Source organism: Microcoleus sp. B4-C2, assembly GCF_036705265.1.
Lineage (GTDB): Bacteria > Cyanobacteriota > Cyanobacteriia > Cyanobacteriales > Microcoleaceae > Microcoleus.
On the sequence record NZ_JAUBUB010000001.1, the window covers coordinates 161,998 to 188,129 of the forward strand.

The 26,132-nt window shown below is 45.1% G+C and carries 15 protein-coding genes; 5 read left to right on the plus strand and 10 right to left on the minus strand.

The window, feature by feature from the left end; translation table 11 throughout:
- Positions 1-101: 101 nt before the first annotated feature.
- Positions 102-968 (minus strand): carbohydrate ABC transporter permease, encoded by an 867-nt coding sequence (locus QUB20_RS00660; protein WP_333291083.1) that lies wholly within the window; start codon positions 966-968, stop codon positions 102-104.
- A gap of 66 nt (positions 969-1,034) precedes the next feature.
- Here QUB20_RS00660 and rpsF point away from each other — a divergent pair, with 66 nt between their 5' ends.
- From rpsF to argJ, 3 genes are all read left to right on the plus strand, one after another.
- Positions 1,035-1,370, plus strand: coding sequence for a 30S ribosomal protein S6 (rpsF, locus tag QUB20_RS00665; protein ID WP_006631907.1), 336 nt, complete (start codon positions 1,035-1,037; stop codon positions 1,368-1,370).
- An 822-nt stretch (positions 1,371-2,192) separates the two neighbouring features.
- Positions 2,193-2,387: a hypothetical protein gene (locus QUB20_RS00670; RefSeq protein WP_006631905.1), complete on the plus strand. Its 195-nt coding sequence runs from the start codon at positions 2,193-2,195 to the stop codon at positions 2,385-2,387.
- A 912-nt stretch (positions 2,388-3,299) separates the two neighbouring features.
- Entirely contained in the window at positions 3,300-4,541 is a 1,242-nt protein-coding gene (gene argJ / locus QUB20_RS00675; RefSeq protein ID WP_333242249.1) for a bifunctional ornithine acetyltransferase/N-acetylglutamate synthase, read from the plus strand.
- A gap of 319 nt (positions 4,542-4,860) precedes the next feature.
- Here argJ and QUB20_RS00680 read toward each other — a convergent pair whose 3' ends face one another.
- From QUB20_RS00680 to QUB20_RS00705, 6 genes are all read right to left on the minus strand, one after another.
- Positions 4,861-6,180: a hypothetical protein gene (locus QUB20_RS00680; protein WP_333291085.1), complete on the minus strand. Its 1,320-nt coding sequence runs from the start codon at positions 6,178-6,180 to the stop codon at positions 4,861-4,863.
- Between the two features lie 230 nt (positions 6,181-6,410).
- The gene (locus QUB20_RS00685) at positions 6,411-7,631 is read right to left on the minus strand and encodes a decarboxylase (protein WP_333242255.1); all 1,221 of its coding nucleotides are present in this window, start codon (positions 7,629-7,631) and stop codon (positions 6,411-6,413) included.
- A 120-nt stretch (positions 7,632-7,751) separates the two neighbouring features.
- Positions 7,752-9,494, minus strand: coding sequence for an asparagine synthetase B family protein (locus tag QUB20_RS00690; RefSeq protein WP_333242258.1), 1,743 nt, complete (start codon positions 9,492-9,494; stop codon positions 7,752-7,754).
- A 222-nt stretch (positions 9,495-9,716) separates the two neighbouring features.
- Positions 9,717-10,340 carry a DUF3859 domain-containing protein gene (locus QUB20_RS00695; protein ID WP_333242261.1) on the minus strand — a complete coding sequence of 208 codons (624 nt, stop codon included), beginning with the start codon at positions 10,338-10,340 and terminating at the stop codon, positions 9,717-9,719.
- A gap of 257 nt (positions 10,341-10,597) precedes the next feature.
- Positions 10,598-11,326 carry an HAD-IA family hydrolase gene (locus tag QUB20_RS00700; protein ID WP_333242263.1) on the minus strand — a complete coding sequence of 243 codons (729 nt, stop codon included), beginning with the start codon at positions 11,324-11,326 and terminating at the stop codon, positions 10,598-10,600.
- A 118-nt stretch (positions 11,327-11,444) separates the two neighbouring features.
- Positions 11,445-12,638, minus strand: coding sequence for an NAD(P)/FAD-dependent oxidoreductase (locus QUB20_RS00705; protein ID WP_333242266.1), 1,194 nt, complete (start codon positions 12,636-12,638; stop codon positions 11,445-11,447).
- Between the two features lie 409 nt (positions 12,639-13,047).
- Here QUB20_RS00705 and QUB20_RS00710 point away from each other — a divergent pair, with 409 nt between their 5' ends.
- Together QUB20_RS00710 and QUB20_RS00715 are read left to right on the plus strand one after the other, a co-directional pair.
- Positions 13,048-16,119, plus strand: coding sequence for a PAS domain S-box protein (locus QUB20_RS00710; protein ID WP_333242269.1), 3,072 nt, complete (start codon positions 13,048-13,050; stop codon positions 16,117-16,119).
- A gap of 42 nt (positions 16,120-16,161) precedes the next feature.
- Positions 16,162-16,584 carry a DCC1-like thiol-disulfide oxidoreductase family protein gene (locus QUB20_RS00715; RefSeq protein WP_333242272.1) on the plus strand — a complete coding sequence of 141 codons (423 nt, stop codon included), beginning with the start codon at positions 16,162-16,164 and terminating at the stop codon, positions 16,582-16,584.
- A 90-nt stretch (positions 16,585-16,674) separates the two neighbouring features.
- Here QUB20_RS00715 and QUB20_RS00720 read toward each other — a convergent pair whose 3' ends face one another.
- The 3 genes from QUB20_RS00720 to QUB20_RS00730 all read right to left on the minus strand — a co-directional run bounded on the left by QUB20_RS00720 (position 16,675) and on the right by QUB20_RS00730 (position 25,581).
- Entirely contained in the window at positions 16,675-17,112 is a 438-nt protein-coding gene (locus tag QUB20_RS00720; protein WP_333237432.1) for a hypothetical protein, read from the minus strand.
- A 266-nt stretch (positions 17,113-17,378) separates the two neighbouring features.
- Positions 17,379-22,892, minus strand: a complete 5,514-nt coding sequence (locus QUB20_RS00725) for a protein kinase domain-containing protein (protein WP_333242276.1) — start codon at positions 22,890-22,892, stop codon at positions 17,379-17,381.
- A 304-nt stretch (positions 22,893-23,196) separates the two neighbouring features.
- On the minus strand, positions 23,197-25,581 hold the full coding sequence (locus tag QUB20_RS00730) for a GAF domain-containing protein (RefSeq protein ID WP_333242278.1): 2,385 nt from the start codon (positions 25,579-25,581) through the stop codon (positions 23,197-23,199).
- Positions 25,582-26,132: the final 551 nt, after the last annotated feature.

Sequence of the window (26,132 nt, forward strand, 5' to 3'; positions counted from 1 at the left end):
AACCACCGAATATGCGGTAATTTTTGTGAGTTGTGAGTTCAAAAGATTTTAATTTTCAACCGCAAATGAACGCGGATAAATGCCGATTGTTTATCTTGATTCTATCCCTTGACTCCAGCAGCAGTTTCTGTTGGCACAATGTATTTTTGCAAAAGCAAAAATAGTCCTAAAACTGGAACAATAGAAATAATCGAACCCGCCGCAACTAAACGCCAATCTAAGGAAAATGTCCCGGCTAAATTGGCTACACCTAAAGGTAAAGTGTAATATTCCGGCCTGTCTAAAACTAGCAGCGGCCACAGAAAGTCGCTCCAAGAACCGATAAATACGAAAATTCCTAAAGTAACTAAAGCCGGCTTAATTGCCGGAATCATGACGTGCCACCAAATGCCTAACTCGCTGCAGCCGTCGATGCGGGCGGCTTCTTCTAGTTCTTTGGGAACTGCTAGAAATGCTTGTCGTAATAAAAATATGCCGAAGGCTGAGGCTAGTCCGGGAAAGATTACGCCTAAATAACTATTTTTTAGTCCGAGTTGTACAGTCAATATGTATAGGGGAATCATGACTATTTGGAAGGGAATCATGATTGTGGAAACGATCGTGATTAAGATGGCTTCGCGGCCCCGAAAGTTGAGTCGGGCTAAGGGGTAAGCGGCGAGGGCGCAAAAGAAGACGTTGATGCTAACCGTGAGGCCAGCAATTAGGGTGCTGTTGAACAGGTAGCGGCCGAAGGGGTTGGTTTGCCAAACTTTGATGAAGTTTTCGAGGGTTGGCTGTTGTGGCCACAGTTGCGGGGGAAATTGAAAGATGTTTTCGTTGGGGGATTTGAGGGAGGTACTGAGCAGCCACAGCAAGGGAAACAGCATTAAAAGTGCGATCGCGCTCATGATGCTGTACGTCCACAGGGTGCTCCACGGCGAGGGAGTGTTGTTTGGGGAATTTGATTTTTTAGTTTTGAGATTGTTCATTGTTGGGATATGATGATAAGTCCTTGCTTCGTGAGAAGCCTTGTTGTCCATAAGGGGATTATTGCCATGAAACCGTTTATTTACGAAACTATGTACATTCTGCGCCCTGATTTGGGTGAAGAAATGACAGACCAGGCGATCGCTAAATATCAAACTATTTTGCGCGATCAAGGTGCTGAAAGCATCGAAACTCAGCACCGCGGCAAGCGCCGTTTGGCTTACGAAATCGGCAAGCACCGGGACGGAGTATACGTTCAAATGAACTATACAGCTCCGGGCGCTGCAATTTTTACCCTGGAGCGCGCGATGCGTCTGAGCGAAGAAGTGATTCGCTATTTGACTATCAAGCAAGATGTGCCCGATGCACCTGAAGCGGAAGCGGAAGCTGAAGTCGCCGAGTAGCGATCGTGTCAATTTAACGTCTTATGTAGTACCAGTCTACTGTTTGACGATTAGGGCCGCTTATGCCCCGGCACGCCTTTCTTAAGGGCTACCGTGTACACACAACTTGAAAAACTAACGTCAGAGCCTTTTGCTCCCCCTGGCATCCTCCTGAACAAGAGGCTAGGGGGATCTCTGGGATTGTGGGTACAGCATAGTTTCTGAAGAGCGGGACTTGATGTTAATTGAAATTATAGGTGAATGGGCGATTGTTTTTCTACGGGAGGACGATCGCTCTTTTTTGTGGGGAGACTGCTGGGACTTAATCTATTTTTATCAACAAACAAAGCTCGCTTTTTGAGGATGGCGAGGGCGATTCACTTTGGATCAACTCTATCTAGTTGACTACAAAAAACTTGACTAGACTTGAGCATAACTGCTTAATCATTGTAAATCTAATTGTGATTCGCTACTTATTAAATTTACTGTTAACTAAGGCAAATTCGACTTTCTTGAGAGGCAAAATTCTGCATCTATAACTCTGAACCAAACTATAAACTTATTTTGGCCCTTGGCAATTAGGTAGTCGCCAAAATGTGGCTTTTAGAAGACGAATATTGTCAAATTTTGCCAACTGCTGCTTGAGGTTGGGCCTGAATCCACCAGCCAAAGCCCGATCGCACTCCCCGCAACCTCGATCGAGATTCTCGCCCCATAGCCCAATTGTAAAGTTTTGTGACAATTTTAATTTGGTAGCTTTAGATACAGAATTGTCTGTTATAGTGATAGAAGAGAAGAAAAAACAAGCCCAACATTAATCTAAAGAATACGGAGGAACCCCATATGTCTACCGAAAATCAAGCTCGCTCTCTGATGATGCGCCACCACCAACTTGTGAAGAACCGTCAGCAATCCATGCTCAACCGCACCGCCACCGAAGTCGGGATGGAAGATACGCACTACTGGGGTCACATTCAAGGCAAACCGCAGCCCAGCTTTCAAGCCAGTTACGATCGCAGCAACGCCACCATGAGCTAGGGCAAGCTCAATTTCGACAATTGCCTACGCAGTTATCAAGAAATTGGGTCTAAAACCCCCTCCTTGTAGGACGGCTTTGTATTAAGATGGATGTGCCAAGGTTAAACTCCATCACCATCGTGAAACTGTTAAGACACACTTTTAGGTGTAAAAATTGGGCACAGTGCTGCGAAAACACTTAAAACAGCGAGAGAATCAACGCATTCTCTGTACCAGAAAATACATCATTTGGTTTAAATCAATTAAGTAGGGTAGGGCATACCCGAACTCTAGGTTCGTATCCTAGTACGCTTTTGGAGATAGACCCTCTGGGGTTGCTGTGAATTAGGCTCGTCAATTGGTGTAATTGCACGGTTGAAAAGTTTAAAGATTGCCGAAAGGACATAGTGCTTAAAGGTCAGTCGATGAATTAAGAATCCCTACGCCTTTAGGCTAGGGAGTGTCAAGTCCACTCAAGAACAAGCCCGCAACCTGATGATGCGCCATCAACACGTCGTCAAAAACCGTCAGGAATCCATGCTGAGCCGTGTGGCTGCTGAAGTTGGTTTAGATGCTGGTTCTCCAGCGAGTATCGATCGCAAATAACTCCTTTTTTCAACGGCGAGATAGTTGAATCGAGTTTGTTGTTGGCCAGCTAAAAATTAATAATGTTCATTACAAAACCGTCGCGACTTCTTCTTGAGTTCTAACTCTAGATTGGAAGCCGCGATTAGTTTTATGGGGAATTGGGAATTGGGAATTGGGAATGGGGAATGGGAAATTGGGTTCAAAAGAATCTAAAATCTAAAATCTAAAATCTAAAATCGTTTGACTGAGCGCTCACGCCGAAGTCTAAAATCTAAAATCTAAAATCTAAAATCTAAAATGGTATAATCCCCTTTCAGCAGATTGAAGGCTACTAGGGAGGTCATCATGTCGGACTGGAAAGAAATTGACGGCGGAGTTACAGCACCGAGAGGGTATCGAGCATCGGGAATTACAGCGGGCTTGAAGCCTTCAGGCTTGCCGGATTTAAGTTTAATTTTGTCAGAGGTGGATGCGATCGCCGCCGGAGTCTTCACAACTTCCACTGTCCGGGCCGCTTGTGTGGACTACTGCCGCCAGCGTTTGCAAGCTAAACCCAGCGCGAAAGCAATTTTGTGCAATGCGGGACAAGCTAATGCTGCTACTGGCGAACAAGGTTTGGCAGATGCCCTTGAAAGTGCCAAATTGTTGGGAGAAGCGCTGAATATTCCTCCAGAATCTATTCTTTTGGCCTCCACTGGCGTCATCGGACAGCGGATAAAAATGGAGCCGCTGAGGGCGGGAATTCCGCGATTAGTTGCTGAGGCATCGGAAACTGGTTCCGATGCGGCGGCTAAGGCTATTTGTACGACTGATTTAGTGCCGAAAACGATCGCGCTGGAAACCATGTTTGGCGATCGACCCGTCCGCATCGGCGGCATTTGCAAAGGTTCGGGAATGATTCACCCGAATATGGCAACAATGCTGGCATTTGTAACTTGCGATGCAGCAGTGTCATCGCATTTGTGGCAAGAAATGGTGAGTCGGGCGGCTAACAGAAGTTTCAATCAAATTACTGTTGACGGCGATACCAGTACCAACGATTCGCTAATTGCTTTGGCAAACGGCCAATCCCGCACGCCCGCAATTACAGAAATGGGGGCAGATGCTGAAAAATTAGAGGCGATGCTGACAGAAGTTTGCGTGCATTTAGCAAAGGCGATCGCCCGTGACGGCGAAGGTGCAACTTGTTTGGTGGAAGTGCAAGTTAGTGGCGCGCTAGATGAAGTTTCTGCGAGTAAAATTGCCAAAACAATTGTCGGTTCTTCTTTGGTGAAAGCTGCGATTTTCGGACGCGATCCGAATTGGGGCAGAATTGCGGCGGCGGCTGGGCGCGCTGGTGTACCTTTCGATCAAGAGAATTTGCGGATTCAATTGGGGGATTTTTTGATGATGGAAAACGGACAACCGAAAGAGTTCGATCGCGCTGCTGCAAGTAATTATATGAAAGCGGCTGCGGAGGGGGAATATTTGAAGGCTGATACGGTTTTAATTCAGGTTAGTGTGGGGAATGGCAGCGGTTTTGCGAAAGCTTGGGGATGCGATTTGAGTTACGACTACGTGAAGATTAATGCGGAGTATACGACTTAAAAAAGTCCAGGTCGTTACAAGTCCGGGCGGTTAGAAACCGCGCCTACACAAACAAAACCAGACGAGAGAAAGTTGAAGGCAAATTTCCCACAATTTAACCTCAACTTCCCCCCGTGGGGGGAAATTTAAAAATTTGAAACCTTTACTCACCGAGTTAATCTCAGCTTTTTTGCTCCTCATTTTAAAATCGCTGAAGCCCTTACAAAGATAAGCTTTTTATGATTTTAACTAAAAATAGCTAAACATCTTATTCAGACTAAGTTTCAAGACTTTTTAAGCTTATTATTAATAAGTCTAATATCAAGTTTGAAAACACGCCCTAACCAAAACTATCGGAGACAAACACATAGCCGCCGCCGTATCCAACATTATCATCCACTAATATTAAGCCCTCGTTACCCTGCGGATCGCCACTCTGAGCAAGTCCATAATTCACCACGCGCAACAACCGCTGCGGCGTAAACGATTCCAATTCCACAAAATTGCCGGCTTCCAGCCATGCTAGTTCTTCTGCTGTTAAACCTTGCCTTACAGCGTCGGGTAATTGACGGGCTGTTTGTGCCATTGTTTGAGATTGCTGCACAAACATATCGCGGGTTGCTAAGATTTGACGGGGAGAAATGCCTAAATCAAAAATTGTCACCGCTTGATTCGCAAACCAGTTTGGATTAGTTCGCAGTTGATTTACCAAGCGAACTCCTGCAGGGCTCGCATTGTGCAGTGCATAGACTTTTAAATCGGTATTGCGCCGCAGCATTTCAATCACGGTACTGAAGATGCTTTGGGGATAGCCACTAATACTAAGAATGGCGCAGTTGTTTTCAAAATGGACGTTGTTGGCAATGAGGAATTGAGCTATTTCGTCACTGTCACAGATAATTGCGCGATCGAAACTGTAGGCGCTAACTTCGCGATCGATGCTGGCGGGTAAAGCTTCTTGGCGAGGTGCAGGGAGGAGTTTTTCTAGTGTACCGTTCACTGTTTGCCAGTCTCGCAGCCATTTATCACTCTGCGCTTGATTGACAAGAAATTCTTCACCAGTTATCTGTGGGCGTTTTTTTTGTGAAATGCCGAGCCAGTAGGAAAATAGCCCTAGTGTAATCGCTACGATGTATCCTGAAGAATAATCAAATATTAGGCTTCCTGCAATGCCCAGCACTAAAATAATTCCCCCTAAAATCTGGAGGTTTTTAGCATTATTTCTTCTGCCGCGAAGACCTTGAGCAGGAGATTTGCTGTAGTTGAACAATAGCCATATCCAAATCAAATTGTAGAGAGCGAAGGTAATAATAACTGCGAATTGTGAGGGAAAAATAGCAATAGCGAAGGTAAGGCAGAAGGTTCCCGCAAATACGCTAAAAAAGAAGTAGGTCAAAATCCAACTGATTTCGGGTACGCGAGATTTAAGCTTTTGGTCAATAAAATACAAAAACTGTTTGTGCGTAAAAAACAACATATTTTGGCCGGAAATATTCTCGATCGCCTTTTTGAAAAAGGGATCGGTGAATGCCAACTTTTTATCAGTGACGGTAGTGGGTTCAAAGACAAACGGATGGTTGCACTGTTTACAGCGACCTGAGTTCCTGGTACGATCGCGCAAATTGTTATCGGTATTACACTGGACGCATTTCATTCCCATTTCGGTTACTCCTGATTGATTTAATGGATTTATATCGTTGACGGTTGTTTTGGAATGATTTTACCGCAGAGGCCGCAGAGGGCGCAGAGGAAGTGAAGAGAGATAACTTCGTTACAACCGAGATGTTACACCATTGTCAGCAACAGGCAAGATGCCTGTTCCACAAGACAATTTATTTATTGTGGAACAGGCATCTTGCCTGTTCTTAAGAATGGTGTAACATCTCAGGTTTAAAATACTTGCCCGTTTAACAAGATAGAATAGTCTTCTCGCTGTCGAATTAATCGATCGCCCTTAGCATCAATCAACACCTCAGCAGGGCGGGGGCGGTGCAGAAAATGCGACGACATCGCATAGCCGTAAGCCCCGCTATCCAAAATCGCGATCGCATCTCCAATTTTGAGTTTCGGTAGCCAACAGTTGCGCCCCAAATAATCCCGCGAATAAGTCGTGTTGCCGCAAATATCCGTTTCATACCGCGATACATCGTCGGTTTCCCAAGTCGCGATCGCCCGATAGCCCCCGTGCACCGCAGGTACCGATAGATTTGATACAGTCGTATCCACGCCGACAATTTGCCTATCGCCCAACCACTTCACCGACACAACTTTCGCAAGCAAAACGCCACAACCTGCGATCGCCGATCGTCCCGGTTCAATCACCAACTCGATCGGGCGAGATAGCGCACTCAATCGTTCAGTAATCGCCGCACCAAACTCCCGCCAGTCAAACACCGCACCGCCTCGATAGGGATAGCCAAAACCACCGCCAAAATCGAGGGTTCGCCAATCGGGCAACAGTTGGGCGATCGCAATTAGGCGATCGATCGCCTGCGTAAAAGCACTCGTGGCGTTAGTTCCAGTCCCCCTATAAAAATGCAATCCGGTAATCCTCAACCCCTGCTGCTGCGCGATTTCGTTGGCTTTCTCGAATTCGGCGGCACGTACTCCAATCCGACTGTCTCCCGTCAATTCCGGTGAGTTGAGGCGCAGTCCAATTTCGGCACGGATCGATCGCGGTTGACTCCCGGAATATTCGCAAAAATCTTGGAGTTGGGACAGACAATCGAAGTTAAATCGCTCAATCTTCCACTCGATCAATTGCTGAATATCAGCCCTGTTGAGGTTACTGCCGGTGTAGACAATGCGATCGCTCGTAAAACCGGCTTTCAGTCCCAAAAAAACATCCCCCGGTGTATTCGCGTGTAGCCCCCAACCAGCTTGCTGAATCAATTGCAACAGAGCAATATTGCCGTTGGTGACGCTAGCAAAATGAAACTGAACGTGCGGATAGTCGATCGATCGCGTAATATCGTCAAGGGTTTGACGGAGGATATCGGCCTGATACACATATAAAGGCGAACCATAAGTTGACAAAAGTCGCTGGGCCATTGCTTCGGAGAACGGCGGCGAATGAGTTTTGGTTTCATTCTGTAGCAAAGATTCAGTCATATAGAAGAAGTTCGGCAACGGATTTTGTAACGGATGTAACGGATGTAACGGATGTTCGGCAACGGATTATTTAACGGATTTAACGGATGTTCGGAACAGGGAAGATTGTAAAATCAACTGTCAACTGTCAACTGTCAACCTCCTTCGATATTTCCAAATGCGCTGTCCGATCGCAGGTGGCAACCAAAACACATGATCCAGCGATCGCTTAACCGGAATTTCGCCTAAAACCTCGGTTCGCCATGCCTGCCACATCAGCAGCAACCAGAGATTATTGCCAATATAGCGATCGCGCATGGTAACTCCGAGTTGTCCCGATAACATCGAGTCGGCCAAATGGGGCTGCCAGCAATTTTGCGATCGCAACACATTCGGATTCAGCCGATCGCCGATCGCAGCCCAAAACTCCCGGTAATACCAAACCTTCAACGGGACTCCCATCCCGCGCTTTTCCCGCCAGATAATTTCCGGCGGCAGCCAGCGTTCGGAGGCTTTTTTGAGGATGTATTTTTCGCACGCACCTTGCAGTAGAAGCTCGCCAGGGAGTTGAAACGTCCATGCTGTGAGGTCGGGGTCGCAGAAGGGCGATCGCACCCACAAACCGCAAGCAAACGCCAATGCCGTTGCCCTCGGCTGAATATTTTGGGCACCTTTGAGCATCAGCGAAGCGCGCCGCAGCCTCGCTAGCAGGGAAGGACAGGTTTCGGGATCGATCGCGTCTTGCAGATAAACGCTCAAATCGTGAGACTGGATGCGATCGAGCATTTGTGGCGAAAAAATCTGTTTTTCATAACCATAAAATCTCTGAAACGTCCGCAAATACTGCTGTTCAAAAGTTTCTCCTCCGGCGGGATGTTCTGCACTGTAAACTCCGTTTGCAATCAAAGGCTTGTTTGTCCATCCGGCAAATAGCTGATCGCCATTCTCGCCATTGAATACAACTCGCACGTCTTGCGCCGCCGCCTGTTTGAGCAAAAACAGTGCAGCCGTCGTGCCATCTCCATAGGGTAAATCGAGGGCTTTGGCGGTTGGCCCGATCGCCCGCAACACTGCATCACCCGTCGCCGCCACCCGGATCAGCGGAATCTGGAAAAAGTCCGCCACCTGTTGGGCATAGGGCAGTTCGGAATAGGCTTCGACACCAAAATCGAGGGCATAGGCGCGCACTTGTAAGCCTGCTTTCACTAGCAGCGCCGTCACCAGGGAAGAATCGATGCCACCGGAGAGTAAAACGCCCACGGGTTCGTCGATCGGCAAATCGGCCACTTGTCGATCGATCGCCTGTTGCAACAGCCCTTGCAATTGTGCGATCGCCTCATCCTCACGGCGCAGTAGTTGGGGCGCTTCTTGCCAAGCTGAAGACAGCGATCTCACTTTCGGCAGATCCTTAATATCGGCAATTTCCCAAATCATCTCGCTTCCGGCTGCTACGGATGAAATTTGCTCGATCGGCGTTAACGGCGTGGGCACGTAGGAAAAGCAAGCATAACTGTGTAGGGCGATCGGGCTAATTTGAGAGGAAGCAATCAGCGGTAGCAGCAGTTGCATTTGCGTCGAAAACCAAATCGTTTCTCGCAACTGCATCCAATAAAGCGGCACTCGCCCAAACGGATCGCGCCCCAGCCGTAGCTGTTTCGCTTCTACCGCCGCCCAAGCATCTCCCGGTAAATCGGTTGGCCCAAATCGCCCGCAAGCATTCAGCGTCACTGTGTCAGCCGTGAGTACAGATGCAGAGGCGATCGCCCATTCTGATAATTTGCCCTGCCGAATGCAGTAATCTGGGACTAAACGGCTGAGAGTTTTTGTGCGATCGTCCAGTCCCCAATAGCCGATAAAATGTGAAGGTTTGTCGATCGCACCCATTAGATATCTCCAATAATTATTGTGGAACAGGCATCTTGCCTGTTCAAAACAGGCTTTTTTGGATAAGTCTATTTAGATTAGATATCTCCAATAATTGTGGAACAGGCCGGAAAGCCTGTTCAAAACAGGCTTTTTTGGATAAGTCTATTTAGATATCTCCAATAATCATTGTGGAACAGGCCGGAAAGCCTGTTCAAAACAGGCTTTTTTGGATAAGTCTATTTATTTCACCGTGAAAGGTTCACTGCCGATCGCGCGCCCATCCAGGGACATCCGAACTTCCCATTTGCCTGGGGCAGCAGCAGATCCGAGATCGTAAAAGCAGTGCGTATTCCAAACCGCAGTATCGATCGTGCGAGTTTGATACCTGCCCTGATGAACAATGTCACCGCTAGGATTAATCCAATCGCATTGCAGAGACAACTCATTGCCGATCGGAGCATTTTGCAACGTCACCTGATAGTAGATGCGGGGATTAATTTGACGATTGACTTGAGTGAGGCTGTCACCGCCCTTTTGAGATAGGGAAATTCGGTCTTCTCCTCCCACAACTTGAGCAGTTTTTTGTTGCTGATTTTGCCCGAACAGTACACCTATACCGATCGCAGATATGACACACGCTGTCGAGGCGATCGCGATCCAGCGGTTGCGTCGCTGCTGTTTTTCTAGGACTTCGCGGCGGCGCATTTGGGCGATCGCATCTTCTAAAAGCTCATCAGGCAGATTCAACTCCCGTAAAATTTCTCTTACCTGATCTGGTTCCAATTCTAACTCGCGCTGCTGCGATAACTTGTCGATTTCAGCGACTACCTGTGCTAACTGAGTTTGAGTGAGTCGAGGTTCCATAGAGTTCCTTCCCAGTAAAAATTAGATATAAAAATCACATCACATTTCTCTTCTCTTCCTCTGCGCCCTCTGCGCTCTCTGCGGTTAAATTACTCATATTATTCAATAAACAGCTCTCAAAGTCAATTCATAAAAATCCTAACCTTAACCTCATAAAATTCATGTAAAAGCTATAGTAAGGTGCGTCGCCATCTATACTCTCCAATTTTTATTGAATCTCTGACAGCGACGCACCCTACACATTATCGCTAAGTCCTCTATTTAAGAACCTCGATTATAAAATCAAGACTGCTGCACACTTCTATTTTTGTTTCACTTAAAGGCAATTTGCCTGAATTGATTTTTTCCTGTTGGCGATTCAACCAAATTGCGTTTAATCCCGCATTTTTAGCACCACAATAATCAGCTTTGAAGCTGTCGCCGATATGCAACACATTCTCCGCAATGCAGTTGTGCTTTTGCAAAGCGGCGGTAAAAATTTGAGAATCGGGTTTGGCTGCGCCAACTTCGGTGGAAATTGTCACTGATGTGAAATATTCAGCTAAATTTAGTGCTTTTAATACTGCATAAATTCTGGAATCGAAATTCGAGACTACTGCTAATTCTATTCCTTGTTGCTGCCACTTATTTAATGCTGGCAATACGTCGGGATAGACGAACCAAGGTTCGGCGGTGGCAAAATGAGCGTAGAGTTCGACAAAGAATTTGGGAAAGTCAGAAAATTGCTGGAAAATGCCTGCTATTTGGAATGCTTTTGCGGAAACTGTTTGCCACCACTCAAATTCTAATTGGGGAATTTTTGCCGTTTCTCTCCCTGGAAATGCCATCGGGCTTGCTGAGGCGAAACTTTGGAAAAAGGCTGCATTTAACTCTTCGCTTTTAACTGTTACTCCAAAACTCTTGGCTAGTTCTCCGTAGACTTCGCCGACGCTACCGCGAACATCAAATAGTGTACCTGCGGCGTCTAAAAAAATTACTTTGGTCATTTGTTATTTGTTATTTCTTATTTGTTATTTGTCAGGTTTTTGGGTGGCTTAAACCGCTACTATACAAACAAAGTCCGCCTGCGCGGACTAAGAAATACAGTTAACCGTTAACAGTTAACTAACTTTTCAGCAAATCCTGAATCGGCTTGCTAATCCAATTGAAACCAACTTTTAGCTGATGGTCAAATGTTGGCATCCGATAGAGATAAGCTAAGCGGCGAGCAATGTGGGCTAGTTGTCCGTCGAGTTTAATTCCTAAACCGGCTAGGGTGGCGTTATCATTTCCTAATGTCATCATTTCTCCTAGGGGCTGATAGCGGAAAGGAAGTAATGGGCGGCCGGTCAGGGAGGCCCAAATGTTCCATGCGGTGTAGTCAGCTTGCTGGAAGGCTGTTTGGGCTGTTCCGGGGACTTTTTGACCATTTGCATCGTGACATTCAGCTAAGTCTCCCAAGGCGAATATATCTGGATGGTCGATAATTTGCATCTGCGGATTGACTATTAATTGACCGCGCTGGTTTTGTTTGAGGGGTAGCGATCGCACTGCTTGACTAACTTGAGTTCCTACTGTCCACAGCACTATGTCTACGGGGAGAACATCTAATTGTCCTTTGTAAAGTAAGGATATTGTGTCTGCTTCGATCGCCTCTACTGCTGTTTCTAAGTCGATCCACACTTTCCGTTTTTCTAAAGCTTGGGTGGCGGCTTCGCGGTTAAACTCCGGTGATGTCCGCAGAATCATGTCGCTTTGCTCAACTAACCGCACGCGACCTTTTTCTCCGAGTCGATCGGCTAATTTACAAGCTAATTCTACTCCCGAATAACCGGCGCCGACGATCGCCACCCGAATTTTGTCGGTGTTGCTGGCTTCTAAAAACCGCAGTCTTTCTTCTAAGCGGTAGGCGTCGTCGAGAGTGCGAAACGAGTAAGCATATTCAACCGCACCCTTGACCATATCTAGAGGGGTTTTGCCGCCTAAAGCTAAAACCAGGCGATCGCACGGAATTTCTGGCCCGTCGTGTAACTGCACTCGCTTTTGCTCCACATCGATGCCGGAGACAGTACCTTGACAAAAGCGCACACCTGTGTTTTCCAATAGTTCGGCAAACGGGGGGGCAATTTCCCAGGTTTGGAGTTCGCCGGTCAGGAGTTCGTACAGCAGGGGAACGAACAAAAATCGATCGCGGCGGTCAACTAGGACTATTTCGGGTTTTTCGGTTTTGGAGAAGGGTAACTGACTCAAGCGCAGGGCTGTGTAGAGTCCGCCGAAGCCTCCGCCGAGAATGCAAATCCGGGGTTGTTGTTGAGTCATGGTGTTTTGTTTGAGGGGCTGGTCGGTAGCAAGGAAACTTATCTTATTCTAACGAGAGTGAGGGAGTGGGGAAGGGGGAGATTGGGGGAGTGGGAGTGGAAGAGATGGAGAGATGGGGAGAGAGGGGGAGTGGGAAAACGAGAAAGGGGAAAATCTTCCCTGTTTCCCTCGAACCTCAACATCCATCCGTTAAATGCGTTCAATCCGTTAGATAATGCGTTTCCGAACTCTTTTCTACATCTCTAGCCTTGATTAGCTCTACCTATTAGCCACCCTCAAATTTTCTGAATGTTCGCAGAACTAATTTTGTACTATATTAGTTTATAACGAATTATTTCGCCAATTTAATTTACTTTTTATAGGGTAATCTACTCTAACACTTGCCCCCGCACTCACAAGTGAAAAAATCATGCAAATTTCCTCTAATTCTTCTAAATTTAAGAACGGCGATCGCAATAAGGAAGACGGCTCATCTTTGTTAAAAAGCGAAGAAAAATATAAAAATTTAGTAGCTAATATTCCTGGTGCTGTCTACCGCTGTACCTGCGAGTATACGGACGAGGAGGAATTAACACGCACAATGGCGTTTTTGAGCGAGGCTGTTCAAGAAATATCAGGCTATCCTTCTTCTGATTTTATCAACGATCGCGTCCGTTCTTTTGCCAGCATTATCCATCCTCAAGACCGCAAAAATGTGGATGCTACTGTCAAAAAAAGTGTAGAAACCAGAACTCCGTACATCCTTGAATACCGGATTGTCCGGGCTGACGGCGCTATTAGCTGGGTTTACGAAAAAGGCAAAGCTGTTTGCTGCGAGGCGGAAGAGGATAGAGGAAAACAAGAGGAACAAGGGGAAATTGAGGGCTTTTTGTCGGCTGTGGTTTCGCCGGTTTCGCCGATCGCAAATTCTCAGTGTCGGGTTGTTTATCTCGACGGAGTAATTTTGGATATTACGGAACGAAAGCGAGCTGAGGAAAACCTGCGAAACACTCAAGATTTTCTGAATGCGGTACTGCAAAATCTACCAATTAGCGTCTTTATTAAAGATGCTGTAGAGCAAAAATTTATTTATTGGAATACTGCTAGCGAAGAATTGTTTGGCTATTCCAGGGATGAAGTGATTTTAAACAATGCTGCTGACTTGTTGGAGTCAGTTCAGGCCAATTACTTGCAAGCACAAGATTTAGAAGTGCTGGAAACTAGAAAAGGCGTAGATTTGCCCGAACAAACTATCGAACTTCCGCACCGAGGCAAGCGGATTTTGCACACAAAAAAAGTTCCTTTGTTTGACGAATCGGGCGCGCCTAAGTACATTTTGGGTATTGCTGAAGATATTACGGAAAGCAAAAAAACTGAAACAGAATTGTTGCGCTTGGCCATTGTGGCTCAAAAAACGCAAAATGGTGTGATTATTACTGATGCTCAAGGCTGCATTGAATGGGTGAATGAAGGATTTACTCGGATTAGTGGTTATGTGCTGGCAGAAATGCAGGGAAAAAAACCGGGTGATGTACTGCAAGGCGCTCAAACAGACCCGCTAACTATTGCTCAACTGCGATCTGCTTTGGCTGCGGGCGTGCCGTTTAATCAGGAAATCTACAATTACAGCAAGGATGGAAAGGGTTATTGGGTGGCGCTTTCGATCGCCCCAATTTATCAAGAAAATGGCGAACTAGAAGGTTTTATTGCGGTACAAACTGATATTACGGATCGCAAGCAAGCAGAGGCAACAGTCAGGGAGAGGGAGAATTATTACCGCTGCATTGTCGAGACGGCTTCGGAGGGCGTTTGGATGTTTGACAGCGAAAGTATCACGACTTTTGCTAACAGCATGATGGCCGAAATGCTGGGGTATACTGTGGAGGAAATGCTGGGGCGATCGCTATTTGAGTTTATCGACTGCGAGTCTAGGAAAATAGCAGAAAGTTACGTCCAGCGCCGGCGGCAAGGCATTCGCGAACGCCACGATTTTAAGTTTACTCGCAAAGACGGATCTCACTTGTGGGCGATCGTCTCGGCGACGCCGATGTTCGACGGTGAGGGCGAATTTTCCGGGGTGTTGCGGATGATTACCGATATTAGCGATCGCAAACAAGCAGAAGCAGAATTGCGCCAAACTCTCCAAGAGTTGGAATTTGAAAAATTTGCTTTGGATCAATCGGCAATTGTCTCGAATACCGACGAATTCGGAGCCATTACCTATGTCAACGATCAATTTTGCGAACTCTTTAAATATTCCCGAGAAGAACTGATTGGCAAAACCCACAGACTTGTCAATTCTGGCTATCACTCAGCCGATTTTTTCAAGGAGCTTTGGTCAACCATCCGCCAGGGAAAGGTTTGGCGAGGAGAAATGAAAAATCAAGCTAAAGATGGCACATTATTCTGGTTGGATACTACCATTGTACCTTTCTTAAATACCAACGGCGAACCCCATCAATATGTAGCAATTCGTAAAGATATTACCGATCGCAAACACGCAGAAGAAGCGGTGCGACTTTCCGAAAGTCAATTGAGGGCTAAAAATCAAGAATTGGCAAAAGCCCTGCGGGATGTGCATAAAACTCAAAGCATGATGGTTCAAAATGAAAAAATGGTAAGTTTGGGGCAATTAGTCGCTGGCGTTGCTCACGAAATCAACAATCCAGTTAGCTTTATTTACGGCAACGTCATGCACGCTGACGATTACTTTAAAGACTTGCTAAAAATGCTGCAACTTTACCAGCAGGAATACCCGCAACCAACATCGGCAATTCAACAAGAAATAAATGATGTTGATTTAAATTTTCTGCTCAAAGATTTGCCGAACCTCTTAAATTCGATGAAAATGGGAGCAGAGCGAATTCGTCAAATTGTGCTGTCACTGAAGAATTTTTCGCGATTAGATGAAGCCGAACAAAAGCAGGTGGATATTCACGAAGGGATTGAAAGCACTTTGTTGATTTTGCAACACAGGTTGAAAGAAACGGCAGGGCATCCTAAAATTGTACTGATCAAAGAGTTCGGGAATTTGCCCCGCGTACAGTGTTATGCAGGACAGTTGAATCAGGTATTTATGAATATTATCGGCAATGCAATTGATGCTTTGGAAGAGGCAATGGAGACTGGACAGTGGGCGCAGGGGGAACAGGCGCTTATTCCTTATTGTCCTTCGCCGACGCTGCGGATTTGTACTGATGTAAAATATGAACAGGATGCTTTGATGCCACCAGATTCTGCTGTTTCTGATGCTTCGATTCGGCATCCTTCTCATATTGTGATTAGGATTGCTGACAACGGCCCGGGGATTCCGATAGATGTTCACGAAAGGCTGTTCGATCCGTTTTTTACTACGAAAGAACCCGGTAAAGGTACTGGTTTGGGGCTGTCTATTAGCTATCAAATTGTAGTGGAAAAGCACGGCGGGCAGCTTCATTGCGATTCTGCACCGGGTCAAGGTACGGAATTTGCGATCGAGATTCCTGTAGGGAATAGTCAGTAGTCAGTAGTCAGTAGTCAACAGTCAACAGTCAACAGTCAACTAATGAAATATAACGTAATTTACGACGGCAATTGCAATCTCTGCGTTACCTTGGTGCAGTTACTAGAAAATTTAGATAAAGGCCAGAACTTTGAGTATATTTTTATGCAAGATTTAGAGCAATTAAATCGCTTTGGGATTACGTCTGAAGACTGCGAAATGGGGATGATTTTGATAGATAGCAACACCCCCGAACGACGCTGGCAGGGCAGCGATGCGGCGGAGGAAATCGGACGGATATTGCCTGCTGGCGAGGTTTTTGTGGCTGCTTATCGGGCAATGCCGGGGATGAAGTGGATGGGCGATCGCGTGTACGAACAAGTCCGCGATAACCGCTATACTTTGTTTGGCAAGCGATCGACTACTTACAAATCTGTTTATCCAGTTGGCTGTAAGTCGATCGACAATTGCGACAATCGGGACTAATACCAAATCCACCTTCGTTTCCGTAGGGGCAATCCCCCCGTGGTTGCCCGATTTCAATCGCCGATTGACCTTCAATCTAAAATCTAAAATCTAAAATCTAAAATCGATTGATTGATTAAACAAATCAAAAATCTGCTGGCAAAAGTCTTTGAGTTTTTGCGCCGACTCCACCGCAGGTTCGGTTAGGCCGAGAAAATTCCAATTTTCCACAGTAGAAAAGTGCCACTGCTGACCACTATGATCGTAACCGGCGGCCTCAACTCCGATCGCCCGCCGATATCCTTCCACCGGATCTTGGTAAAATCGGATTTGAATCAAAATGCTGCGGCTTTGCAACAAGCGACTTCTACCTGGAAAATGGAAGCCAATGTCGATCGAATCTGGATCTACAAGTTCTCTGGTATCCTCGTCATTCATCCAAGGTTTCAAATCGACTTTTGCGTCCGGGAATTCCGACTTGAATAAATTAACAACCGCAGCAATTTTGCTGGCAACTTCTATATTTTTGGCTTGTTCGGCAGCGTTCACTCGAAAAACTCCTATCAAATATAGTTATTACATTTAGCTAATAATGTAACTGCATACTGCCGAATGTAGACTGCCAACAGCGGACTTTTTCAGAAATAATTAGGCATTGACAAATTTTCATATATGTGTTATTCCGTTTTTAGCCGAGTCTCGCTCCCCCTAAATCCCCCTTAAAAAGGGGACTTTGAGCAGGCTCTTATCCTCCCCTTATTAAGGGGGGTTAGGGGGGATATCCGGGTTTTAAAACACGCCATAGTTCCATGATTTTAATTCAAAGGAAGGGCGATCGCAAATTCCGAACCTTCTCCCAGCACCGATTCGCAAGTTAGTTTACCGCCGTGGGTTTCTTCGACAATTTGCCTGCTGATAGACAACCCCAAACCCGTACCTTTTCCTACTCCTTTGGTAGTAAATAAATGGTCAAATATTTTCGACTTGATCTCCGATGACATCCCTTGACCGTTATCTTTGATTTTAATCACCACGCTGTTGTTATCCTCCGAGAGATGAGTGATAATGGCGATCGTATTCGGTAAAGCTTCAATTTCAGCGTAAGTGCGACCCTGATTGAATTCGTCAAAACACTCGATCGCATTTGCCAGCAAATTCATAAATACCTGATTCAGTTGCCCAAAATAACATTTAACTGACGGGATATCTCCGTATTCTTTGATAATTTTAATCGCGGGGCGAGTATCTTTAGCTTTCAGACGATACTGTAAAATCATCAAAGTGCTGTCGATCCCCTCATGAATATTTGCTGACACTTTATTCGCAGTGTCAGCGCGGGAAAAAGTCCGCAAAGACTTGCTAATATTGCGGATGCGCTCTGTACCTGATTTCATAGATAAAAGCATTTTCGGCAAATCTTCAATCAAATATTCTAAATCAATCTCTGATGCTTTATCCTGTAATTCATCTCCAGGATTAGGGAATTTTTCTTGGTAAAGTTGTAAGCAATCAATCAAATCTAAGCTCGCCTCAGCAGCAGCATCAAGATTGCCCGCAATAAAACCAAGCGGATTGTTAATTTCGTGAGCAACCCCTGCAATTAAGTTGCCGAGAGCAGACATTTTTTCGCTTTGAATGAGTTGCAGTTGCGCCTGTTGCAATTCATTGAAAGATTTTTCTAACTGTTGAGATTTTTCTTTCTCCCGCGCGTACAAACCAGCATTTTCTACAGCAATAGCAACTTGAGAAATTAACACTTTGAATACTTCAACTCTCTCTGCTGTAAAAGCTCCTACTGTCAAAGCATTTTCTAAATAAATGATTCCGCGCCGCTGAGATTGATAAATAATCGGCAAACAGAGAATTGATTTGGGTTGATATTTCTGAATGTAGGCATCTACGTTAAAAGGTTCCGCGACAGTCGCATTGTCTAAAACTAGATGCTTTTGACTGCGGTGTACGTAATTAATCACAGACAGGGGAACATCTTGACTATTTTCTACGGGAATAGAGGGTAAGAGTGTCACTTTATCCTCCGCAAAACTTCCAGTAGCTTCTATGCAGAGGATCTCGTTTTTCACCAGCAGCAGCACTACTTTTTGAGCCGCTGCATTTTCTAAAATAATTTTGATTAATTTGGTCAACAATTTTTCTAGAACAATTTCACCATTAATGGCTTGCGCCGACTTAATAAAAGTAGCTAAGTCTAATAAATCGCCTAAACTACTACTGGTAGTATTTCCCGTGGTAGTGCGGGTGACATCGAGGGTTGGGGTTGGAATTGTGCGCGTCTGTGCTGCTAAGAAAGGATGTGTTGATTCTAAGTGTTTAACTTTAGCGATGGCTCCCCAATGGATATATCCATAATAGGCTTTAGTCAGATATGCTTGAGAAACTATCTCTTTACCCAAATATTGATAAAATTCTCCTGCTAATTCATAGGCTAATGCTTCCTCTTGAATGTAACCGTTTTTTGCGGCTCCCTCAATTGCGCGATCGTACAAATCCATTGCTTCGGTATTTTGCCCCAACACTCGCGCTTTTTCCGCTGCAACCAAGTCGTATTTGTGTTGATAATTCATCGCAGCATGAACTGCCCATTTTTTCATTTTCTTTTGGTTTTGCAACACTTTTTCCAAATATTGCTTTTGTTCCTCTTTGCCAGTTGCTGGATACAAAGCTATCATACTGAGAGATGAGTAAAAATTATTCAGAGCAACCACATCGAATCCGGCTACAGACTCCTCATGTTTCTCAAATAACCTTGAATTTTCTAATGCTTGAGCATAGTTTTTGAATATAAAATTAAGCTGAGTTTTGGCATGATAAACCAAACCAACTAAAAAAAAGTTTTTAGATTCTATTAAAATGGGGAGCGTTTTGATTTCATTAAATCTCTCACCGACTAAATGACAGGGCTCGACAGCTTGACCGCGCAAATTGAGCGCTGTCTGCCTGCCTATACTTATATACTGTACAGCCATTTCAAGTTGAGATTGCTGCATTAGTTTCATATATTTACCAGTTTCCTGCTCCACCAAATCAAGAGGCTCTCCTATCGACAGTTGGTTTAAGCAATATGCACCTATAGCATAACCAGCAAATTCCAAATCTCCAGTTTCCATCCCATTTTTAAAACCTTCTTTTAGATCGCCTAATCCTGACTTGAGAGTGGCTTTCCAGTGGTGAATAAAAGAACCAAATGTTGCATAAACTCTACTTTTGATTGAACGGGAGGGAAATTTGTCTAACAGCCTAATTGCTAGTTGACCGAATTGGTATGCCAAACTAATGTCCCCTAGCTTGCACATAACTACGCCATAATAAACGTAGGCAATACTTGCATAAGGCGAATTACCGTATTTAATACACAGCTTGACCATCCTAAATGCCAGCAGCGGTATCAGTGGGGGTTTTGCCTGAATAGCACTGCTGAGAATCCCTGATAAAATCCGCATGGCTGCTTGTTTTTCGGGATCAATCATTTCTGGCAAGTTAGCTAAATCCTCAATTCGTTTCAATCCCAAGCTCAGTTTGGTATTACTCAGTCCCGCCATAATATGTAGCGCGTGGGGATTTTGAGGAAAAGAAATGCCTAACAGTTTCAGCACTTCCAGTCCTGTATTTAGTGCTTCTACCACTCTATTTTGAGCGTTATAAGACTGGATTTGAAGTTCATAAACATTCACTTTTTCGAGTAAAGTTTTAGCTTTTTGCAGTACAACATCAACCAGCTTTCTTGAATCTTCATAGTTGATATTTAAGTATTCAGCTTCGGCTGTTGACTCGTAGATTTCTAACGTTAAGTCATAGTGACATTGCCAAGAATCTGCCGGCAATAATTCCATAGCAACCCGCAAATACCTAACAGCAGCTTCATAGGCCGCCGCCGCTTTGGCTTTGCGTCCAGCAGTTAAATTTAATTGTGCCAACTGAGTTTTTTCTGACTGTTGGCTAATCGTGTCAATTCCAACATTCAATTGATTGACAATATCAAAGATGTTTTCTTCTAGCTTGTCTGGTGGAGTATTCTGTAACAGTAGTTGACCGATTTTTAAATGGGTTAATTGCTTTTGGTCTTCGGGAATGAGCGAATATGCGGCTTGCTGAACGCGATCGTGCAAAAATTTGTAACTAACCCGCGAAGTGTCTAACTTGAGGTTGATTGATTCGGCTCGATCGAAAACTAAAGGAATGCGATAGGCATCACTCAATGGCAGAATTAACCCGGATTGTAAAGCTGAATAAAGTTCAGTTGCTGTAGTATTAGCTGACTTTTCGCTAACAAGTGACAGCACATCTAGAGTAAATTTATCTCCCACGCAAGCTGCTAGCTTCAACACTTCTTGCGTGGGTTCGGGCAGCTTTTTAATGCGAGAAGCTACCAGTTCCACCACACTTTTATCGGTGATTCCTATGGCTTGGATTTCATCGATACTCCAATACCAGCCACTGTGATTTCCCTGATTGGTAATGCGATCAAATTCAAATTTCAAAAGAGAGTCTTGATAAAGTGCTTGGAGTAATTGGGTCAAGAAAAAAGGATTGCCACCCGTTTTATTCCAGATTAAATCGGCTAGATTTGTTACTTTTTCTGTGCAAGTGTTAAGTGTTTCAGTGACTAATTCCGTCACATTTGCTAAATCAAGCGGTTGCAACACGATATTGTTGACTATTGTACCAGTTTTTTCAAGTTCTTCTACGGTCTGAATTAAGGGGTGGGTCGGACTAACTTCATTGTCTCGATAGGCACCGATTAGCAGCAAATATTCCTGGTCAGGGTCAGTTATTAGTATTTGCATCAACTTTAATGTTGCTGAATCTGCCCACTGCAAATCGTCTAAAAAGATAACTAGGGGGTGTTCTTTTTGGGCGAAAACGCGAATAAATTCTTTGAATACCCGATTGAATCGATTTTGGGATTCTATAGGGGCGAGTTCTGGGACTTCTGGCTGTTTGCCGATGATTAATTCAACTTTGGGAATTACGTCGGCAATGACTTGGCCCTCTGTTCCCACTGCTGTTAAAATTTTAGTGCGCCATATTTCTAATGAAAGTGCACTTTCGGTTAGCAATTGCCGCAGCAAGGAGTTAAATGCTTGGATTAATGAGGCATAAGGAATGTTGCGTTTTAATTGGTCAAATTTGCCGCTGATGAAGTAACCTTTTGACCTGGTAATTGGTTTGCTAATTTCGTTGACTACGGCTGATTTACCGATGCCTGAGTAGCCTGATACTAGCATTAATTCGCTTTGGCAATGGGCGAATTTTTCTGTATTTTGGTTGGGTGGAAAAGATGGGGCTGAAAGAGTTTCTGCATTGGGGCGGGCGGGTTTTTCTGTATTTAGGTTGGGTGGCAAAGATTTGGGTGATCCCGACCCTACACGTTCAAATGCTGCTAATAGTTCGTTGACTTGTTGTTCTCTACCGTACAATTTTTGGGGTATCAACAACTGGCTGAGAATATCTAAGCGTCCGGGGATGAATTCGGTAATTTGTCCGGTGGCTTCTAACTGATGCAAAGAAATTTCTAAGTCTGCTAACAATCCGGCCGCACTTTGATATCTATCTTCGGCATTTTTGGCTATCAATTTCATCACTATCTCTGAAAGGGCGACAGGTATTTGTGAATTGATTTGATGGGGATATATTGGTTGAACGGCGATGTGGCTGTAAACTATTTCTAAGGGGTCGTTGCTGCCGAAAGGCAATTTCCCAGTCAGCATTTCATAGAATGTGATACCAAGGGAATAAAAGTCTGTGCGGTAGTCGAGGGTGCGGTTCATTCTCCCGGTTTGTTCGGGTGACATATAGGCTAAGGTGCCTTCGACTGAATTGGGGTTGTTAAATTGCGGGTTTTCTTTGTTGAGTTGTGTAGCAATGCCGAAGTCGGTTAGTTTTACTTGTTTTGTTTGCGAGTTAATTATGATGTTGCTGGGTTTGATGTCTTTGTGAATAATGTGGTGAAAATGCAGGTATTGTAAGGCTTTGACTATTTGGAGGGCGATGTTTAATTTTGCTTGCAGACTCAAGGTTTCTCTTTCCAGCAGTTGGGCGAGGGATTCGCCGCCAAAGTCTTCTAAAACGATTCCTAATCGGTGGTCAAATGTTTCGATCCTGATGGCTTTGACGATTTGTTCGCTGTCTAAATTTTGGCTGATTTGATATTCGTGTTTGAGCCTGGTAATGGCTTCGAGGGTGGGATATTCGGCTTTGAGGACTTTCAGAATTACTGGGGGCGCGTCTGTCGGTGTTTGTCCGCGATAGATTATTGTTTCAACGCCTTCGTGCAGAGTAGAAATTATTTGGTATTCTGATAAGGTTAACATCACTTAAGTTATAAATTACAGGACATAATTGGGATTAGATTAACACTACTTAATCTAGATTTGGTGTGATTCCGATCGTGTATTTGGCGATTTCCCATCACACGGAATATACAAGAAGTGACAATGTGGGCTTGGTCGTTGGTGTCAACAAACATCTTAAATGTAATATTGGTCTTGTGTGTGAGTCCCGGATGTTTTCGCGGCACCGTTTTTCAGGGGGATGGGAGCGATCGCACGCAGGCCTCAAACAGGAGGAGATGGGAGCGATCGCACGCAGGCCTCAAACGGGCAATTGAACGGGTTATCAATCGCTGACTACCGTAACTTCACAGATAGTAGAAATAGATTCCGGTTCAGGTAAAATACGCACGCGGGCGAATTTTAAACCGCTGACTCCTTGCAGTGATTCTACCATGCCGGTCTGAACTTTTGGCTCGACCCAACCTTCGCGAGACAAGTAGCGCAAGTATTGTTGGTACTCTTCCCATTCGTCTTCGGTTGAATAAACTACCGTTAACATTCCTGGCTGGGTAATTCGCTCTTGTGCGTCTTTGTCAACGGCTTTCTCGATCCGCTTTTTGACAAGTTCGTAGCGGATGTCGCGAGTGCCTTTGACATCAAACATTTTTTCGGTGTTTTCGTTGTGAAAAATGTCGATCGTGGTATTCTGCACTAAGACTAAATGTGCGAGTTCCATGTTGATTTGAGACTCGGCTTGCAGGCGAAAAACTGTGCGGCCGCAATCGCAAATAGCTCGCAGTTGTTCGTACCGTAAACTGTGTAGGTGAAACTGGCTGAATGTGGGGTCGATCGATTTTCCTGCATAAATCATGTGATCGATGCCGTCGGTGCATTCGATATCGCAGTAGTGAGGCAAAATTTGCTGCATTTTTTCTTGCCAGCGAGCCCAGGTTTCTTGAAGTTTGGTGCTGATTAGGTTCAACATTTGGTCGTAGCGGTTGCGATCGCTGTAAACGCAGTTGTGCTCATTTTCACAGGCTGCTTGGTAAGCTTTAACTGCTGCCTGAACCTTGGGCCCGCACTGCACAAAATAGTCAAAATATACTTCTAAACGCTCGTTTAAATATTCGGCTGCTCGCACCTCCATATCGACTGTTACTTTTTGTTTTAAATGCTCGATGTAGTCGAGCAAGTCGAGCCGCAGTTGCTCGCCGAGGTGGGTAGTTTGTGTTTCGCAAACAGCATCAGCTATGACTAAACCTAAGCGAAATTGTTCGAGCAAATCAGTTTGAATGGCTCGGTTTCTTTCGTCGCTAGAACCGCGAATGTCCGAAATTCCGTATAGCGGATGAACGTCAGCAAATACGATTGTTTCTGGAGGCAGTCCCCAACTTCGCCTTTCTGCTTCTTGGGCGAACCGCCACTCGACTGCGGGGTGGATGTTGTGAATGTGGGTAAACCGCTCCTGGATGGCTTGCCGCAGGGCTGCAATGAAGGCGGGAATGAGTTCTTGGGCGTGTTGAGCGTCAATGCCGTTGAAGTGGTTTGGCCGATCGCACAACAGCCCCACAACACCCAAAATCCGCTGCCCGCACCCCTCGCGGGTGACGGATTTGACTACGAGGGGCACCAGCAGCATCGATCGAGTTCCCATTCTCCGCAAAGTTCGATCGCACTCGGTTTCGCACTCCCTACGCAAGTCTGGCACATTCCAAACTTGATTTGCTGCTGTGGCCTTCAAAAAGTGAGAAGCTTCTAGGGAGTGCATTGAATAAAGAATCGGCTGCAAATGTTGGCCGTCTTTTGCAACTAATAGCTGTACCTGTTCGCCGTCGGGGCGCAGCAGCAAAGTGCCGTCAGCATGGAAGAGGGATCGCAAACACCGATCGATTCTCTCAAATTTCTCTGGCCGCAGCATCGAATCTTGATCGATCAATAACTGAGTCAGCCGCCGAATTTGCTCCTGCACAGTGACATCAAAACCTTCTAGCAACAGCAAGCCTTCTACGCGATAATTATCCAACTGCAATCGATCGGCTAAATTCTCCAGTTGATTCGGCTGCATCAGCCAAGCTTCCCGTTCCGCTACAGGCATTAATCTTAAAGAAATATCCGCAAATTCATCTATTTTTGAGTCAATTCGAGTAATTTTCAACTGTTCCGAACCCAGCCAAAATTCTATAAATCTGGGTTCTCTGTGTTTGGGATTTTTTATACTCGCCATGACAGGTTCTTCTAGCACCCGTAAACCGTCGATGTCAATTTGATAATATTGCTTAAATACCCAGTGCAAAAGGTGGCGGCGGTACAATTGTTCTGCTGTTTTGCCGTCCCCATCCTCGAATAGTTGCAGCAGAGTGATGTCGGTTTCTGCAAACAAACCGTTGGTAGATTGAGTTGCCAAGGACGTTTCCTCCCAACCTGCCAAGCGACAAAATGCCGCGTTAGCGTACCGCAGGGCAAAAGTTCCTGGTTGCATTACTGCGATTAAAACGCGGCGATCGCCGAGAAATTGAAACAATCGCTGTAAATCTTGTTTCCACGTTTTCAAGGGTTCAATTTCTGAAGATTGACTGGGTACTTGGCCCGCCAAAGCTTCCAGTAGCTGTTCTATACTTGGTTCGCTGGGCAGATTGTTACTGTCTGGCTTTGTTGGGACGATATCTGTCGCTGGCAGTGATTTTACGGAGTTGTTGTTTTGATGGGAAGACGATTTAGGAGTAGACATGAGTAAAACACCTGAAAGCAGTGGATTTTGCCAAAAAATGTCAGCGATCGGCGATTATGGCTTTGTAAAGAGCTTATATCCTGTTTGTAAAGTTTGTGTATGGGTATCGGAAACTGGGTTTTTTCTCGGAGGATGGGCCCAGGGACTTTTACTTTTATTCACAAACAACCTCTCAGTCTCGACGTTATAGGTGATATTAACGTGTTTACTGCCTGGGGGGTAACACCCATTATAAGCGGTAGACAGTAGCGGATAGTGTCAATCGATTTTAGATTTTCTATTTTAGATTAAAGAATTGACCCTAGGGATAAATGCGGGGGCTCTTCTGATTTTCGATTTTCGATTAAAGAATTGATTCCACCGATAAATCACGTGGCGGGTACCACCTTTGAAATTCGTGGTCAGCAACTAATGCTATTTGACTAAAAGGCGAGATATATAGCAGGTTTGGGTTGAATGAAGCACAGCCCTGGTAATTGGGAATTGGGAATTGGTAACTGATACGATCGCGTAACCGAAGTATTGATAATTGTAATTGACTATAGCTCAAC

Coding starts and splice junctions, on each gene's coding strand:
- QUB20_RS00660 (WP_333291083.1), bottom strand. CDS start 968: ATGAACAATCTCAAAACTAAAAAATCAAATTCCCCAAACAACACTCCC.
- rpsF (WP_006631907.1), top strand. CDS start 1,035: ATGAAACCGTTTATTTACGAAACTATGTACATTCTGCGCCCTGATTTG.
- QUB20_RS00670 (WP_006631905.1), top strand. CDS start 2,193: ATGTCTACCGAAAATCAAGCTCGCTCTCTGATGATGCGCCACCACCAA.
- argJ (WP_333242249.1), top strand. CDS start 3,300: ATGTCGGACTGGAAAGAAATTGACGGCGGAGTTACAGCACCGAGAGGG.
- QUB20_RS00680 (WP_333291085.1), bottom strand. CDS start 6,180: ATGGGAATGAAATGCGTCCAGTGTAATACCGATAACAATTTGCGCGAT.
- QUB20_RS00685 (WP_333242255.1), bottom strand. CDS start 7,631: ATGACTGAATCTTTGCTACAGAATGAAACCAAAACTCATTCGCCGCCG.
- QUB20_RS00690 (WP_333242258.1), bottom strand. CDS start 9,494: ATGGGTGCGATCGACAAACCTTCACATTTTATCGGCTATTGGGGACTG.
- QUB20_RS00695 (WP_333242261.1), bottom strand. CDS start 10,340: ATGGAACCTCGACTCACTCAAACTCAGTTAGCACAGGTAGTCGCTGAA.
- QUB20_RS00700 (WP_333242263.1), bottom strand. CDS start 11,326: ATGACCAAAGTAATTTTTTTAGACGCCGCAGGTACACTATTTGATGTT.
- QUB20_RS00705 (WP_333242266.1), bottom strand. CDS start 12,638: ATGACTCAACAACAACCCCGGATTTGCATTCTCGGCGGAGGCTTCGGC.
- QUB20_RS00710 (WP_333242269.1), top strand. CDS start 13,048: ATGCAAATTTCCTCTAATTCTTCTAAATTTAAGAACGGCGATCGCAAT.
- QUB20_RS00715 (WP_333242272.1), top strand. CDS start 16,162: ATGAAATATAACGTAATTTACGACGGCAATTGCAATCTCTGCGTTACC.
- QUB20_RS00725 (WP_333242276.1), bottom strand. CDS start 22,892: ATGTTAACCTTATCAGAATACCAAATAATTTCTACTCTGCACGAAGGC.
- QUB20_RS00730 (WP_333242278.1), bottom strand. CDS start 25,581: ATGTCTACTCCTAAATCGTCTTCCCATCAAAACAACAACTCCGTAAAA.